Here is a 15,607-nt window from a genome sequence, read left to right on the forward strand (position 1 = left end):
TTCTCCCCCCCCTCTTCCGAGGGGGGGAATTTGTTTTCACGGCGGTGGGTGAACGGCTATACTGCTCACCTGCGTTCGTTCTGTACATTCCTCGTCAGGGGGCGTGACACGTGCATATCATGCCGGCCGGTGAACAGCCTGCGCCGGGAAGCCGGGAACGATTCGGCGGCAGCCGGTGGGAACTGCTCGGGCCGCTGGTGCTCTGTCTGGCGATAGCCCTGCTGGCCCGCCTGTACGGCTGGCAGCAGGCCCGACTCGACGCGATGAGCGCCGAGAGCCGCTGGCGTCAGGAGGCGCGGGCCGAGATCGAGCGGTTCCGCGGCGGCTGGACCTACGCTCTCCAGGTCGAGACGGCGATGGATCGGCTCCGGCGAAGCGTCGCCGCGGTGCTGGACGAACGTTCGGAACTGACCGGCGCGACGTTCGCGAAACTGTTTCGCGAAGCCCTTCCGGCTTCGCACCGGCCGGAGGGGACGCAGGTGTTCGCCTTCCGGGTCGATCCGTCCGGAGTTCACGAGACCCTGAAGGGGCCGGGGCTCGAATCGGCCATGAGCCGGCTCGTCGGAAGCCTTCTCGTCGCTGCTCTAGCCCCCGATGCGGTTTCTCAGGCGCGCCGCCCGTCGCTCGACCGGCAGGCGTCGGGGTTGTTCGGCGAACTGATCGGCTTCGACGTTCTCGCGAGGCTGCGGCGAGGGCGGCTGACGGGCTCACGGTGGCGCGGCGGCGACTATCTGATGATCTGGAACGCCGCTGAAACCCCGCGCGGTACGATTCTCTGGCTGGCTCAGTTCCCCCGAAAAGCCTCGATTGCCGCCAAGCCCGTCGATCTCGCCCTCAGAAAAGGAACCGCCAGGTGCCGCGGCAGGATGTGGCCGGTGCTGGTGCCGCTGTATCCCGAAAGCGGCAGGGTGCGGCTGCGCGTCGCCTCCGGAACGGTTCCCGCGACAACACTCCGGCGGATTTCCGGCGCGATCGCTGGCTGCGGAAGCCGGAACGCGATTGCCCCCCCGGGATCGGTCGGAACGACCATCCCCGGTCTCTGGATGATGCGCGACATTATCGCAAACACTCTCCCGTTCGAACTCTGGATGGTCGGTCCCGTTCCCCCTCAGGCCCGCCGGGAGACGCTTCCGCCCTGGGAAAAGGCGTTGTATGCCTCCCTGTTCGGCGGTTTTCTCGTTTTCGTCGCGCGCAGGGCGATGCATCCGGGGCAGAGCGACCTGTCGCTTCGGATCTGGTTCACGGGATACGTCGTGCTTGCGGGGGTCATTCCGCTCGGCATCGTGTGGGTGCTTTCGTCATGGTGGATCTCCGCCAACGCCGCGCGACGCGCCGGCGACATGGAGCGGATGGCCGAGGAACGGCTTGTGCGCCTCGACCTGATGAGCATTCGCGAAGTCGACCGGTTCGCGGAGACCTGCGGCAGGGCCCTCGAAGACTCGTCTCTTCTGAAACGACTCGTCGACGCCCCGGCTGGCGACGCCGGCCAGCGGGAAATCGATCGCGAGCTCGCCGCCCTCCGGGCCGCAGGCCTTCCCGCCGAGTATATGCAGGTGTTCAGGCCCGGCCGCGACTCGTTCATGGCGACGGCGCCAGGAGCGAGCGACCGGCCGAACCGGGCCCTGTTCCAGTTGCAGAGCGGTATGATCAACATGACCGCCGTCTTTGGAGACCCGAAAAATGCCGAATATTATACGAAGGCGCTGCAGGGACGCGAGCGTCTCTCATTCGAAGGATTCAGGGCCGTGTTCTCCGACGAGTTCGGGCGATACTACTACGACGTCCGGCGGCGGGGGCACCTGTTCCGCGGCTCGAACGAGCCGCTCTTCATGACCTACGACATCATCGCCGACGCGTCGAAGTTCCAGCTGGGCGTGATTTTCGCGACGCGCGCCGGCGGCCAGTTCGCCTCTCTGCTCCGCGACGAACTCGCCCGATGGAAGATGATGCTCCCGGGGTTCCGGATCGCCTGGGGGAAGCTGATGCCCGGCGGCTTCGAGCCGTTCGGCGGTGCCGGCATGGCGCCCTCGCCCGACCTGGAGCGCACCCTGAACGACGCTGCCCGCTCCGGGAACATGAGGATCTCCCGGAGCGGCGAGCGGATCTTCATCGCCCGCCCCTGCGAACGCATGCCCGGCTTCATCGTCGGCCTGGAATTCTCAACGGCCGCTATCCGGCGCGATGCGGCGGGAACCCTGCTACGGCTGGAATGTATATTGTCTATTATTGTGTCTATCCTTTTTCTGATCGGTCTGGGTGTCGGCCGGCATCTCCTCCAGCCGCTTTCCGGGCTCGAGGCCGGGTTGAAACGGGCCGCGGCCGGCGATCTCGAGACCCGGGTGGGCCTCGAGCGGCCCGACGAGATCGGCGAGGTGACGAACGCCTTCGACCGGATGATCGACGGTCTCCGCGAACGGCGCGCGCTCGGTCGGTTTGTCTCCGCGACCCTCGACCAGGACGTGTCGCAGGAGCGCGAAACCTTCGCCGGCCCGCGTGAGGTCGACGGGGCGGTTCTTGTATCGGATCTGCGGAGTTTCACCACGATCTCCGAGACCCGGCCCGTCGAAGAGGTCGTCGGCATGCTGAACGCGCATCTTGAGGCGATGGCCGGCGCGATCCATACGGCCGGCGGCAAGATCGACAGATTCATCGGCGACGCCGTGATCGCCGCGTTTTACGGAAATCCGCCGGCCGAGAACGCCCGCCGAGCCCTGAACGCCGCCGTCGCGATGCGGCGAGCCCACGAGCGGCGCATCGAAGAGCGCCGGGCCGCGGGAGCGTTCGCCTACGGCATGGGCGTCGGCATCGACGCGGGGAAACTCCTCGTCGGCTCGTTCGGAACGGCGGAGCGGATGGAGCGTGCCGTGCTCGGCGTGCCACGCGACGAAGCCGAACGTCTCGAGGCCGATTCCAAGAAAGGCAGGTATACGACGATCGTTCTTTCCTCCGAAATGATGCGCCTTCTCGGAAATCCGGCAACGGGGTGGGAACAAATCCCGGGAAGCGACGGCTGGGAGCTCGTCGAACTGCCGCCGGAGGACGGTGCATGAAAACGTCGCGATGGCTGACGGTCTTCTGGATGCTCGTTCTCCTCATGCCGTTCCTCGTTCTCGGCATCGGCCGGAGTGAGCGTCTCGCCCTGAAGCTCGCCTCGGAACGAGCCGAAGCCAGGGCGAGGGCGAGGGAACTCACGCTCGAGGCACAGTCGTGCGCGCTTCCCAGGGACGGTGTCGCCCGAATTCTGCAGCAATTCCAGGACGGCGCCGAGCGGATCTCGGAACAACCCGGCGCGGACGTCGACCTGAAACGGCGAAGGCTGGAGCGCTTGTATGCGAACCTGGTCAGGCGCTGGCTTCCCCCTCACGCTCTGAGCATGAGATGGAGTGGCGGCATGGCCGCCTCAGAGGGGCTTCGATTCGACGCGGCGCATGGTCGCCGGTTCCCGCCGGAGTTTCCGGATCTCTTCCTCTCCTGGGGATGGGCCGATTCCTCCGAAATGCTCCGGCGCGCGAGAACCTCGTCCATGCTTTCGGAACTGATCGGGTCGCCGATGAACCTCGACTTGCAGGCGGGCACGAAGAGCGGCAAGGTTCAGTCGTATCTCGGAACGTCCGGCATCAACGGCTTCTACTGGAGAAAGCTGCAGACGAGCAGGCTCGTCGCGTGGTTCGATCTGACCGGCCTGGATGAGCATCTCGGCATGAACATCATGGCGAACCAGGTGCGAGGGCCGGGGATGGGCGTCATTTTCACCGACGATCGCGCCAGGCCGATCGTCGGGGGCGGGGAATGGCGCAAGGGGGGGCATCGCCTCATCGAGCGTCTCCGAAAGCTCGGCGGCGGCAAACTGCCTGCCGTTGCCGTGGTGGGACGCCGGTTCGTGATGACGTCCCTTCCCCCGTCGGGAATGGCCGGGAGAATCGTCGTGACCGTTCCCTGGCCCGAAACGACCGGTATCGGTCGTGCGTCCGGTCTGCAACCGACGCCGTTCGCCGCGCTTCTCGCCTCGGGGCTCTTTCTCGCGCTTCTCGGCACGGCCGCGTTCATCAGCCGTCGTGCGACCGTCGGCTGGATGCTTCTCGGGGCATGCCTCGGCATGTCGATCGTGCCCGCCGGCGCCGGCTGGGTCGTGGTGAAACGAGCGGTTGCCGAATACGGCCGGGCCGAACTGCGAGCGAAAGTCGACGATCTTCACCGGGATCTGACGAACCTCGACAACGGCGGGAACAGGCTGCATGCGACGTTGATCGGCATGCTGCGCCGTCTTTCGAGAACCCCGGATACATTGGCCCGTCTCGAGAGAGGCGACTCGCCGGTCACTCTGCGGAGCGCGCTGCGCTTCCTCATCGACGCATGCGACCTGGAGGGGGAATATCCCGACCTGAACGGGCCGGACCTGCTTCTCTGCGTGGCTCCCGACGATCGGACGAGCATCGTCAGCCGATTGACGAAAAACTCGGAAAGCGTCACCAATTCGGAACGTCCTCTCCTCGAGGTTTTCGGTCCGCTCGTGAAAAAAATGCGCGACGGCATCAAGCGGAGCTGGAGGGAGGAGGCGCCCGGAGAACCCGTATCGGAAGCGACAAAGCTCCGGGAAACCATGAAATCCGACATGCTGTACGACCTGTACATCGCCATCTTCGGCATCGACGCCCTGATCAGTCAGATCAGCTTTCCGGAAGAACTGATCGACGTGAAAACCTCGTTCATGCGCATTTTCATCATCGGCCTGCGTGTGTTCCGGGCGACTGGCATTCCCACGGATTGGTTGCTCTTTTCGATCTGGGACGATTCGAAAGAGCTGGCGTACGTGCGTCGGGTCTTTGAAGAACGGTTTTCGGGCCGTTTCGGCGCCTGGCACAGGCTGGCCGTTTCGGAGGCCTCGGGGACGCCCGACGACGAGCCCGACGCGCCCGAGATATGGGTCATTACAGGACTTGCAGAGCACATCTTCGGCGGCTGGATCGCCCCCGGCCATGCGCGAATGCCGAAGGCCATGCAGGAAGCCATCGAGCGCGCCCGAAACTCCGGTATCATCCAGACCGGGCGTGACATGGCCGCGCCCGGACGGCCCGTCTTCGAGGCATTTTTGGGGAATCACCTCTCCCGGTTCATTCTGGCCGGCCAGGTCGAGACGAACTCGATCGAGCGCCGGGTTCAGCGTCTGCAGACGGCCGGCAACATCGTTGCCGTCGGCCTCGTGGTCATCGCTCTCGTGCTCGCCTGGCAAGGGCGCCGCTGGCTGCTCGAGCCGCTCGAGCGCCTGCGCCTCGCCATGGGCCGGATCGCCGAGGGGCGCGACCAGATCCGGATTCCAGTGGACCGTTCGGACGAGTTCGGAACGCTGGCCGTCGCGTTCAACTCGATGGCCCGCGCTCTGGAAGAGGCGGCGATTCTGGGCCGGTTCGTCTCGGGGGCCGTCCGGCGCGCCGTGCGCGATCGAAAATCCGACGAGAGCGGCCGCGGCGAGCACCGGGAGGTCACCGTGCTCTTTTCATGCCTGTTCCACTTCGACCGGGTCTGCGCCGAAAAAAACGCGGCACAGGTCTTCGACACGCTCGGCGCTCACCTGGGCGCTCTGAACGCCGAACTTGAGCCGTTCGCCGCCGGGGCCGAGATCGACAAGGTCATCGGCGACAAGATCCTGGTCGTCTTCGACCACGAGCGACTGGGCGGGAATGCCCGGGCCGCCGCCGCCGTTCTCGCCGTCGTGAACGGCGTCCGGCGCCGGATGGCTGCAGCCGGCCTCGAAACGGCGATGGGCGTCAACACCGGCAGGGTCATCTCCGGCATTCTCGGCGCGACCTCGGTGCGGCTCGACCACACCGTCATCGGCGACCCGGTGAACCTCGCCTCGCGACTGGCTCTGCTCGCGCACATGACCGAGGGAACCCGGACCGTCCTCTCGGGCGCGTTTCTTGCCGCCTGCGAGACGCCGCCGAACGCCGAGAAGCTGCCCTTCAGGAAAGTGAAAGGCAAGACCCAGGAGGTCGAGGCCTGGCTGATGCTCGAGGATGTGTGAAAAACACACGCGAGAGTGAAAAAGACTCATACGCCCGAAAACGAAAAACGGCTCTCAGAGCCGTTTTCAACTTGGCACGTCAGTTGCATATATAACCGCAGTTCATTGAAAACAATTTTCGGGCCCCTTGATTAACATCTGCAGATGTATCGCAGAACAATCGCTGCGCGAGCTTGTTCGAATTGTCACGTCCGGTCACGCCGTATGATGCAGCATGCCGCACCAGAGCCACCGCAACCGCCATGAACGTTCGTATCACATACCCACCATTGCTTTCCGGGCCCGGAAATCGTTCTTGTGGGTCGCAGCACTTTCGACGATTCAAGTATCCTCTCAAAAGATCCTCTCACTTTCGCCCCGGCTATTTTAAGCCGGGGTTCTTTTTTTCTCGACAATGTGCGAAAATAACCCCATTTGACCGGGTAGGGGAATCCCCTGATGAGTGAAATTCGCACATTGCATTTTCTGGCCGTCCTGAGCGCGTTCATCCTGTTCGGATGCCTGGATGGTCGCGCCTTTGCCGCTGACCTGATCGCCGAGATCGTGACCGACAAACCGACGCGCTACGCCCGAACTCTCGCGCTCGATTCTGAAAACCGTCTCTGGGCCTCGTTTATGAACGAGCAGGGCCTCGACTCCTGGGGAATCGCCCGCCTCGAAACGGCTTCTCCGACGCTTTTTCCCGCCGCCGGCCTGTCGGTCCGGCGCGTGCATGCCCTGAGAGCCGCGCCGGGCGCGGGAATCGCCGCCGCGACCGACGACGGGCTCCGCATTGTCACGCCCGACGGTCGGATCGACGTGCACGCGAACGGCGATCGCCTCACGCACCTGGCGCCCGGGGCCGGGAATTCCCTGCTGGCCGCCGGCTCGGCCGATGATGGCGGATTGGTTCTGGCCCGATACCGGTCCGGCCGTCCGATCGAACGATGGCGGCTGCAGACGAAAAAGGCAGCCCTCTCCCGTGACCTTCTGAACGTGTTCGAACTGCCGGACGGCCGGGTGCTGATCGTCCTGTCGACGGATGTCGTGATGCTCGAGGGTGGAAAGCTCCGCCGTCTCGACTGGACGAAGACGCCCCTTGCCAGTCCCGCCCGCGGCCGCTCGGCCGAACGCCGCATGCCCCCGCTCTGGATATACGACGCTGCGATGGCCCCCGACGGCGGCGTGTATTTCATCGGCGCCTGCAAAAAGCTCGTCCGGTGGCGGAACGATCGGTTCGACACCCTCGCCGAAGGCCATTTCCAGGACCTCGCCGTCGATCCCTCTTCCGGAGTTCTCTGGGTGACCGACTTCGCGGGTACACTCAAAACATGGGACGGAAAATCCCTCGAGCTTGCCTACCGACTCCCCGACGGCGAAATCCGCAACATCTGGCCGGCCGCTTCCGGAACCCTCTGGCTCGAATGCGCCCACGCGAGCGGCCCCCACCGCCTCGCCCGCCTCTCTCCCGGCTTGGCCGACCCCGACACTGTCTCCCTCGACTTCCGCCCCGGTCTTCTCTCGCCCGGTATTCTCTCCCTCGTCCAAGCCCCCGACGGCGTCACCCTCATCGCCACAAACGAAGGCCTCTGGCGCATCCGCGACCTGGAAACCTCGAAGTAGTCGAGGCCGGGACCGGCTGTGTTGCAGTCGGATTGCAAACTGGCCGCTCGGATTTCGTTCGTGCCGATCCTGGCGAGCGAGAACGCATCTTCCTGAGTCCAGCGGTTCCACCTTTGGGATTCTCACTGTTTATCTATATGGATGAATTTATAATTGAGGAATTCGGGGCGACCTGTTACATTGAGCCCCGGAATCCTTCCTGTTCGAAAATTGCCGTCCGGTTTCCACAGACCGGTTACAGATGAGGTGATATGCGACTTCCGCCGTTGGCGCCCCGTGATCGAGAGGAGTATCTTCTCGGGCACTGTCGTGGCAAGGCGGTTCTGCATCTGGGGTGCGCCGATTGGCCGCTGACCAGGGCCCGGCTGCGTGACGGGTCGCTGCTGCATGCGAAGCTGGCCGCGGTCACCGACCGGTTGTGGGGCATCGATGCAAGCGCCGACGGAATCAGGCTGATGACCGACGCCGGGTTTCCCAACCTGGTGGCGCTCGGCAGGACGGACGAACTGGCTCCCACCCTGCGGCGGACGTTCGACCGGGTGGTGGCGGGTGAGATCCTCGAGCATCTCGACGATCCCGGTTCCTTCCTGGCCGGCCTGCGCGGGGTGTGCCACCCCGGGACGCTTCTGCTGCTGACCGTGCCGAACTTCGCTTCCCTGAAACGCCTTCCCAGGCTGTTGTGGGGGGAAGAAACGGTTCATCCCGACCATCGCGCCTACTACTCGGTGGTGACCGTCACGCGGCTCTGCGCTGAACAGGGGTTCAGGCGCCGCGAAGTCTTCAGCTATTGGGGCACGCGCGGGCGGTTCGCGTTTCTGCTCAACCCCGTCTGCCGGCGCCTTCCGTTTCTGCAGGCACTCGCAGACGGCCTCTGCTTCGCGTTTTCCCCTGACGTGGCGCCCGAGCCAGGCCGATGAACCTTTGCGTCACGACGCAGCACCGCTTCGACCGGACGCCCGACGGGGCGGTCTGGACGGATTCCGCTTTCCCGTATGCCTTCTGGAACCGCTACCAGGAAGAGTTTCCGACGGTCAGGGTTCTCGCGCGGGTCAGAGACGTTCCGACGCCGCCCCCGCGCGCCGCGCGCTCGGACGGGCCGGGGGTGACATTCGCACCCGTTCCGTACTACGTGGGCCCGTGGGCGTTCCTGCTGAATCGCGGAAACGTGCGGGCAACGATGCGCCGCATGATCGGACCGAATGATGCCGTCCTGTTCCGGGTTCCCGCCCCGCAGCCGGCGCTGTGCCTCGATTTCCTCGCCCGCCGCGGCCAGCCGTTCGGCGTCGAAGTGCTCGGCGACCCGATCGACCTGTTCTCGCCCGGCACCTACGCCACGCCGGCTCTGCCGCTGATCCGGTTCCTGACGTGGCTCGAGCTGCGGCGAATCTGTCGCCGGGCCGCCGCCGCCGCATACGTCACGCGCGAAGCGCTCCAGCGACGCTATCCGACGAAGGGTATTTCGTTCGGCTATTCCGACGTGAGCCTCGCCGAAGGTGAACTGGCCGCCCGCCCGCGGATATTTCCCGGGAATGTCCCGCCCTTCCGGTTGTTGTTCGTCGGTTCGCTGCACCATCGGCAAAAAGGCCCGGATGTGCTGTTGCGGGCTGTTCGCGAGTTGCAGACTGCCGGTCTGGATATCGTCTTGACTATAGTTGGAGACGGCCCTGAGCGACCTGGGCTGGAGCGGCTGGCCGAAGAACTCGGCATTGCGACGCGCGTCCGGTTCGCCGGAACGTTTTCCGAGAGGCGGATGATCATGGAGGCACTGCGCGAGGCCCATCTGTTCGTCCTGCCTTCGCGGGCGGAAGGCCTGCCGAAAGCCCTGGTGGAGGCGATGGCGGCCGGACTGCCCTGCATCAGCACCCCGGTGGGCGGCATTCCGGAGATCATGGACGCGGGGGATCTCGTTCCGCCTGGAGATCATGACGCCCTGGCCCGGGCTATCGAGCGGTGTCTCGGCGACCCGATACGCTGGGAAGACATGTCGCGGCGAAGCCTGGCAACCGCCCGGCGTTTCACCTCGACCCACCTGAACGCGCCGCACCGCGAATTTCTCCGTGAGTTGCGCCGTCAGACAATCGCGCGCGGGGAAGGAACGATCCGAAGCTGAGTCTTGCGAAGAGGGTTCAGGCGGGATCGGCTGGAGAACCGGCCGCCCACAGTCGCTTCCTGCGACGGTGCCAGATCAGCCAGAAACCCGCGCAGGCAGAGGCTTCGAGGCCGAAATGCGTCCAGGCCAGGCCGGCGCTTCCCCACACGGCACAGGCCGGCGCCCCGGCCGCCAGGCGCAGAAACGTCACCAGGCCCGCATAGACGGCCCATTCGTCCAGCCATCCCATGCTGAACCACAACGGTGGAAGAATGGCGTTGGGAATCGAGAGCGGCAGGCTGAACGCAAAGGCAAGCGCCGGCAGAACGGCGATCGGATCAGTTCTTGAGAGATGCCAGACGGCCAGGCCACCCAGAAGGATGGCCACTGTGCCCAATTGGCCGCCTGCCCGAAAATACCAGCCCAGGGCGGCCCGCAGTTCGTCCGGTGACCGGCGGCCGGCCGCCGCCCGCAGGTCGGGAAACACGGTCTGTGCTGCCATGCCGACGGGAGCGAGCAGGAGACGATACGCGGCATCGAGCATGGCGTAGGTTCCCAGGGCGGCATGGCTCAGGAACCAGCCGCCGATAAGCGCATCCAGACGCGGATACAGGCTTCCCGCGACGGATGCCCAGGCGAGAGGAAACGTCTGTCGCGCGGCCGCCCGGCCGGCAGAGCGGAAGGGGAGGAGGAGCAGGGAGCGGGGCTGTTTCGGCCAGATTCTGGCGTCGTGAAGCAACCAGACGCCGGCCCAGGCGGACAGCCCCGTGGCCGTCAGGGCATTCACGGCGTTCAGCGCTCCCGTGCTCCAGGCCCCGGCCAGGCAGAAGCAGAGGACTGCGGCCTGGCCGATGGCGCCTCGCGCCAGGGCCCGAAAGTCGGCGCGTCCAAGGCGGAAGCCCTGACACGCGGTGAGCTGGAGCCGACCCGCCATGAACAGGATCAGAGGCCACTGAACGCCGGGCTCGATTCCCCAGGGGCGCAGAAGGCGAACCGGCAGCAGGAGAATTCCCGCCGCTGTCAGCATGCCGGCCAGCCAGCGCCAGCCGAGAATCTCGGGCAGCCGCGGCGATGCGTCTTCGGGACGGCTGCCGGCCAGGGCCGGAAGAGCGCGTGAAACTCCGAGGTCGGCCATGGCGAAGAGAATCATCGCAATCGCCGTCAGCGGGAAGAACCGGCCGCCCTCTTCGGGCCCGGCGAGCAGAGCGACGGCGAACTGCACCGCGGGAGGGATGCCCATTTCCAGACTGCGGGCAACGGCATACAGGAAAAAGTGCCTGGAGCGGTCTGGAGAGGGTGGCGGCCGGATTCCCTCGTTTGAAGAGGAGTCATCCACGGACAAGGCGGTTCTCCAGGTGAATGCCCGATGTCATGGCTGGTATCCTTGGGTGTGTTCTCGGAAAAGAAAAATCCTCACCAATCGAGAAACTCGTCTGGTGAGGATTTCTACCGGTGGAGCTGATCGGGTTCGAACCGACGGCCTCCTGAATGCCATTCAGGCGCGCTCCCAAACTGCGCCACAGCCCCATATGGTAGAGTCATTCTACGACGCAGAGTACAAAAAGTCAAGCGTTTTTCTGTAAAATCTCGAAATCTGGGGACGTGATATCGAATGTAAAAATTCGATATCACGTCCCCAGGTTTCCCGGATAATGCCTGGAGTTGCCGTATGGCGAGTCACTTCTTTGGCGCGTGGTCGTGGTGGTCATGCCCCTGGCCGTGATGGGCGCAGGCGGTCTGGGGGGTGACTTCATCGAGTTTGCCGGCCTTGAACTCGGAGATGACCTGCTCGACCGTCGCCTGGCGGCCCATGTACACCTTGATGCCGGCGGCGCGAAGCTTGTTGAGGGCGCCCATGCCGATGCCCCCGACGACGACAGCGTCGAGCCTTTCGCTGCTCAGCGAAGCGAGGGGCTGGCACATGCCGTGGGTGTGCTGGGCATTCTTGTTGATGATGGCACGGGTCGACAGCTTCTCGGTGTCGACGATCAGGAACAGGGGGGCCGAACCGAAATGGCTGTTCACCTGGCTTTGAAGGCCCTTGTCTTCGATGATCGGAATGCAGATGTTCATGGATTCTCCCTGGTGTGATGATGGGATGTCGGATGTGACGGCAACGGGACCGCCTTCGATGCGAAGGGCTTTCCCGAAAACGAGGGCTTCGGCGATCTTGCGGTGCGCCGACTCGATGATGCGACCGAAGGTGGGCCGCGAAACGTGCATCATCCCGGCGGCTTCCTCCTGATACTTTCCCTCGAGATCAGCCAGTTTCAGGGCCTCGAACTCATCGAGGGTCAGCACCAGGAAGTCCAGGTCGCGCGCCGGGATCCCGGCCGGCTTGAACACTCCGGCAACGGGTTTCCCGGATATTTTTCTGCATGAATGCGGCCTGACCATATTTGATCTCCAGAAATGTTATCATATGCTCGAAACGGCGAGCCCGTTCAGCATACCACAATTGACATACAATGGCGACGAGCATATCCAGCGATGTTTCCCTTCCCATCACAACATGCCCCGACCTCAACGATCTGGAATGCCCCGAAATGAGCCTGAATAATATGGTGTGATATAAAAGTTGCTGGAGGGGCGGGTTTGAACCCCGTCCCGAGGCGAACCTGTCAGGAGAACCATGATGAACCCCGAAACATTCGCATTCACACAGATCGGCGTCATTCGCACCCGGTTCACGAAACAGGAGGGAACGCCGATCCAGGCCAGCATGGCAGGCGGGGAGATCGGGACCGTCGAGGTATTCCCTGAGTATGCCGATGGATTGCTCGATATCGGGGGATTCAGTCATCTCCACCTGATCTACGCTTTCCATGAAATCGAAGCCGGCACGTTGCGGGTGAAGCCCTATCTCGACACCGTCGAACATGGCATCTTCGCCACCCGCGCCCCGAAACGGCCAAACCCGGTCGGCCTTTCGGTCGTCCGTCTGCTCGCTGTCCGCGGAAACATTCTCGAGATCGCCGGTGTCGATATGCTCGACGGCACCCCGCTGCTCGATATCAAGCCATATATTCCATCCCTCGACGCCCGCGATACCGACCGGATTGGCTGGTATGCCGGCCGTCTCCGTCAGGAAGGAGTTGTTTTGGCTGACGGAAGATTCGACTCGAAAGAGGAACATTGAAGATGCTCCACGGGAGCCATGTCCCTCGCTGCCTTGGAAATAGACGATCGCTGCGATATCATTTCTTTCAATGAAGCATGTGTTACACCGGCAGATTCTGATCACGCTCACGCTTCTCGTCTTGTGTGCGTTTTTTACGACGCTTGTCGAGACGAGCCGGCTTCATTTTTTTCACGACATCCTTCCGGAGAACGGTGTTCAATACTTCGCGCGATGTGCAGCAAGGTCTCACGACGGACATTTGCAGCAAGCCGTTGCGTTCGACGCCCCGGAGCCATGCCCGTTCAACCGCCTGCTTTCCTTCCTCGAGGCTGCGTCTCATGGTGTAACGCTTTCGAGTATTCTGAAACCGGAATATTCCGGCGCGACTCGGATACAGGTTTTTTCCACTCTCACGGTCGAGCCGGGCGGTGTGCATCGTGCCCGGGCTCCGCCGGTCTGACAGCGCTGCACGAGTTCAACATAGAGCAGTTGATATAATATTCCAGCCGCGCCATTGCGGCGCGGTGAGGGCGATGCCGATCCCAAACGGTTGAACAATGCCCTCGTATGAATGGAAAAGGACAAACTCATGAACACATCATTCTCAACATTGCTGTTGGCCTGCCTTCTGTCAGGGCCGTCCCTGGCGGCTGCAGCGTCTGTCATCGAAGTGTCGAACATTGCCCAGCCGGCTTCCGGCCACGGTTCGGGGATCGATCTGCAGTATGTCGACAAGGCGGCCAGGCCGCAGGACGATTTTGCGCGGCATGTCAACGGTGTATGGATCGATACGACGGAGATTCCGGCCGACAAATCGAGCTGGGGCTCGTTCGAAAAGCTGTATGAAGATACCCAACCGAAGCTGCGGAAGATCGTCGAAGATGCAGCAAAAGAGAGCGGAACGAAACCGGGCTCGGATCTCCAGAAGATTGGCGATTTGTATGAAAGCTTCATGGATGAGGCGAAGCTCGACAAGCTGGGACTGAAGCCGCTCGAAAGGGAACTCGCCAGAATCGACGCCATCCGTTCCAAGGCGGAAATTCCCGCGCTGATCGCTCACCTGAACCGGATCGGCGCAGGCGCGCCCTACACGATTGCCATCCACCAGGATGCCAAAGACTCGACGAAATACGTCGCCGATCTCATGCAGGACGGTCTCGGCCTTCCCGATCGCGATTACTATCTCAAGATGAAAGACGAGAAGCTGAGCAAGGTGCGTGCGAAATACAAGGAGCACATCGAGAAGATGCTGTCCCTGGCGGGGGACAAAGACGCGGCTGCGAACGCTCGTCAGATTATCGTTCTGGAAACGGAACTCGCGAAGGTCCAGTGGACAAAGGTCGAGAATCGCGATCCCGTAAAGACCTACAATCGTGTCGAGTTGAAGGCCCTCGACACGCTGGCGCCCGGCTATGACTGGGGTGCCTATCTCTTCGATACGGGTATTGCGGGCAAAACGGATTACGTTGTCGTCAGCCAGCCGAGCTATCTGACGGGGTTCACCAAGATCCTGCAGGGAAAGCCCCTGCCGGTCTGGAAGGCGTATTTCCGGTGGCATCTGCTCAGCGCGTTTGCCGCGTATCTCTCGAAGCCCTTCGTCGACGAGAACTTCGCGTTCAAGGGAACCGTGCTGACCGGCCAGCCGCAGAACCGCCCCCGGTGGAAGCGCGGCGTTTCCCTCGTTGAAGGAGCCATCGGGGAGAGTCTCGGGAAAATATATGTAAGTCAATACTTTCCGCCCGAGCGCAAGGCTCGCATGGAGAGCCTTGTCAAAAATCTGCTTGAAGCGTATCGCCGCAGTATCGACATCCTGCCCTGGATGAGCCCGGAGACCAAGCGGGCGGCTCAGGAAAAGCTCGCAAAGTTTACCTACAAGATAGGGTATCCGAACAAGTGGCGCGATTATTCCGCGCTCACGATCGACAAGAACGACCTGATCGGCAATGTTCTCAGGGCGAACGAGTTCGAGTATATGCGCGAACTCAACAAACTCGGAAAACCGATCGACCGTGAAGAGTGGGGAATGACGCCCCAGACGGTGAACGCGTATTACAACCCCGAGATGAACGAGATCGTATTCCCTGCGGCGATTCTTCAGCCACCCTTCTTCAACGCCGATGCCGACGATGCGGTCAACTACGGCGCGATTGGCGCGGTCATCGGCCACGAGATCAGCCACGGGTTCGACGACCAGGGCTGCCAGTATGACGGCGACGGCAACCTGCGCGACTGGTGGACGATGGAAGACCATCAGAGCTTCGAGGCTCGCACGAAGCGGCTCGTTGCCCAATACAGCGCCTTCAGCCCGCTTCCGGGATACAACGTGAACGGCGAGCTGACGCTCGGCGAGAACATCGCCGACAACTCTGGTCTGGCGATCGCCTACAAGGCCTACAAGATTTCCCTGCAGGGGAAAGAAGCCCCCGTCGTCGACGGCCTGACGGGCGACCAGCGGTTCTACATGGGCTGGGCGCAGGTCTGGCGCGACAAGACGCGTGACGAGCAGGTGGTTACCAGGCTGAAGAGCGACCCGCACTCACCCGACCGGTTCCGCATCAACGGCACCCTCAAGAATCAGCCGGCCTTCTATGAAGCCTTCAACGTCAAGCCTGGCGACAAGATGTATCTCCCGCCCGAAGAGCGCGTGATCATCTGGTAACAGCCTGACCCGATCGCACCGGAGCGGGAGCCGCTACGGCGCTTTCACGGAAATGACGCCCCGGAGAAGCCCTGCTTCCTCGGGGCGTTATATCAGTTCCGAGGGGAAAGCGCA

Annotated in this window: 9 protein-coding genes and 1 tRNA gene; 7 read left to right on the plus strand and 3 right to left on the minus strand. The window is 63.1% G+C overall.

Going from position 1 to position 15,607, the window contains the following annotated elements; translation table 11 throughout:
- Positions 1-119 precede the first annotated feature (119 nt).
- The 5 genes from PLU72_12805 to PLU72_12825 all read left to right on the plus strand — a co-directional run bounded on the left by PLU72_12805 (position 120) and on the right by PLU72_12825 (position 9,734).
- Complete coding sequence (locus PLU72_12805; GenBank protein HOT29057.1) at positions 120-3,050, plus strand: adenylate/guanylate cyclase domain-containing protein; 2,931 nt, start codon at positions 120-122, stop codon at positions 3,048-3,050.
- Positions 3,047-6,022, plus strand: a complete 2,976-nt coding sequence (locus PLU72_12810; GenBank protein ID HOT29058.1) for a HAMP domain-containing protein — start codon at positions 3,047-3,049, stop codon at positions 6,020-6,022. The genes PLU72_12805 and PLU72_12810 overlap by 4 nt, the downstream gene beginning before the upstream one ends.
- A gap of 438 nt (positions 6,023-6,460) precedes the next feature.
- Positions 6,461-7,624: a hypothetical protein gene (locus tag PLU72_12815; GenBank protein ID HOT29059.1), complete on the plus strand. Its 1,164-nt coding sequence runs from the start codon at positions 6,461-6,463 to the stop codon at positions 7,622-7,624.
- Between the two features lie 251 nt (positions 7,625-7,875).
- Positions 7,876-8,541 (plus strand): methyltransferase domain-containing protein, encoded by a 666-nt coding sequence (locus PLU72_12820; protein HOT29060.1) that lies wholly within the window; start codon positions 7,876-7,878, stop codon positions 8,539-8,541.
- The gene (locus PLU72_12825) at positions 8,538-9,734 is read left to right on the plus strand and encodes a glycosyltransferase (protein HOT29061.1); all 1,197 of its coding nucleotides are present in this window, start codon (positions 8,538-8,540) and stop codon (positions 9,732-9,734) included. Before PLU72_12820 ends, PLU72_12825 begins: the two co-directional genes overlap by 4 nt.
- 16 nt (positions 9,735-9,750) lie before the next feature.
- Here the strand turns inward: PLU72_12825 and PLU72_12830 are convergent, their stop codons facing one another.
- The 3 genes from PLU72_12830 to PLU72_12840 form a co-directional block, all read right to left on the minus strand.
- Entirely contained in the window at positions 9,751-11,049 is a 1,299-nt protein-coding gene (locus PLU72_12830) for a hypothetical protein (GenBank protein ID HOT29062.1), read from the minus strand.
- A gap of 117 nt (positions 11,050-11,166) precedes the next feature.
- Positions 11,167-11,240, minus strand: a tRNA-Ala gene (locus tag PLU72_12835).
- 150 nt (positions 11,241-11,390) lie between these two features.
- Entirely contained in the window at positions 11,391-12,110 is a 720-nt protein-coding gene (locus tag PLU72_12840; GenBank protein HOT29063.1) for a NifB/NifX family molybdenum-iron cluster-binding protein, read from the minus strand.
- Between the two features lie 235 nt (positions 12,111-12,345).
- Between PLU72_12840 and tsaA the strand changes: the two genes are divergently transcribed.
- Positions 12,346-12,852, plus strand: a complete 507-nt coding sequence (tsaA, locus tag PLU72_12845; GenBank protein ID HOT29064.1) for a tRNA (N6-threonylcarbamoyladenosine(37)-N6)-methyltransferase TrmO — start codon at positions 12,346-12,348, stop codon at positions 12,850-12,852.
- A gap of 571 nt (positions 12,853-13,423) precedes the next feature.
- Positions 13,424-15,493 carry a M13-type metalloendopeptidase gene (locus PLU72_12850; protein HOT29065.1) on the plus strand — a complete coding sequence of 690 codons (2,070 nt, stop codon included), beginning with the start codon at positions 13,424-13,426 and terminating at the stop codon, positions 15,491-15,493.
- Positions 15,494-15,607 lie beyond the last annotated feature (114 nt).

The organism is Candidatus Ozemobacteraceae bacterium, assembly GCA_035373905.1.
Classification (GTDB): domain Bacteria; phylum Muiribacteriota; class Ozemobacteria; order Ozemobacterales; family Ozemobacteraceae; genus MWAR01.

Bases quoted from the DNA above. Each gene is read 5' to 3' on its own strand.
- PLU72_12805 (HOT29057.1), top strand. From the start codon at position 120: ATGCCGGCCGGTGAACAGCCTGCGCCGGGAAGCCGGGAACGATTCGGC.
- PLU72_12810 (HOT29058.1), top strand. From the start codon at position 3,047: ATGAAAACGTCGCGATGGCTGACGGTCTTCTGGATGCTCGTTCTCCTC.
- PLU72_12815 (HOT29059.1), top strand. From the start codon at position 6,461: ATGAGTGAAATTCGCACATTGCATTTTCTGGCCGTCCTGAGCGCGTTC.
- PLU72_12820 (HOT29060.1), top strand. From the start codon at position 7,876: ATGCGACTTCCGCCGTTGGCGCCCCGTGATCGAGAGGAGTATCTTCTC.
- PLU72_12825 (HOT29061.1), top strand. From the start codon at position 8,538: ATGAACCTTTGCGTCACGACGCAGCACCGCTTCGACCGGACGCCCGAC.
- PLU72_12840 (HOT29063.1), bottom strand. From the start codon at position 12,110: ATGGTCAGGCCGCATTCATGCAGAAAAATATCCGGGAAACCCGTTGCC.
- tsaA (HOT29064.1), top strand. From the start codon at position 12,346: ATGATGAACCCCGAAACATTCGCATTCACACAGATCGGCGTCATTCGC.
- PLU72_12850 (HOT29065.1), top strand. From the start codon at position 13,424: ATGAACACATCATTCTCAACATTGCTGTTGGCCTGCCTTCTGTCAGGG.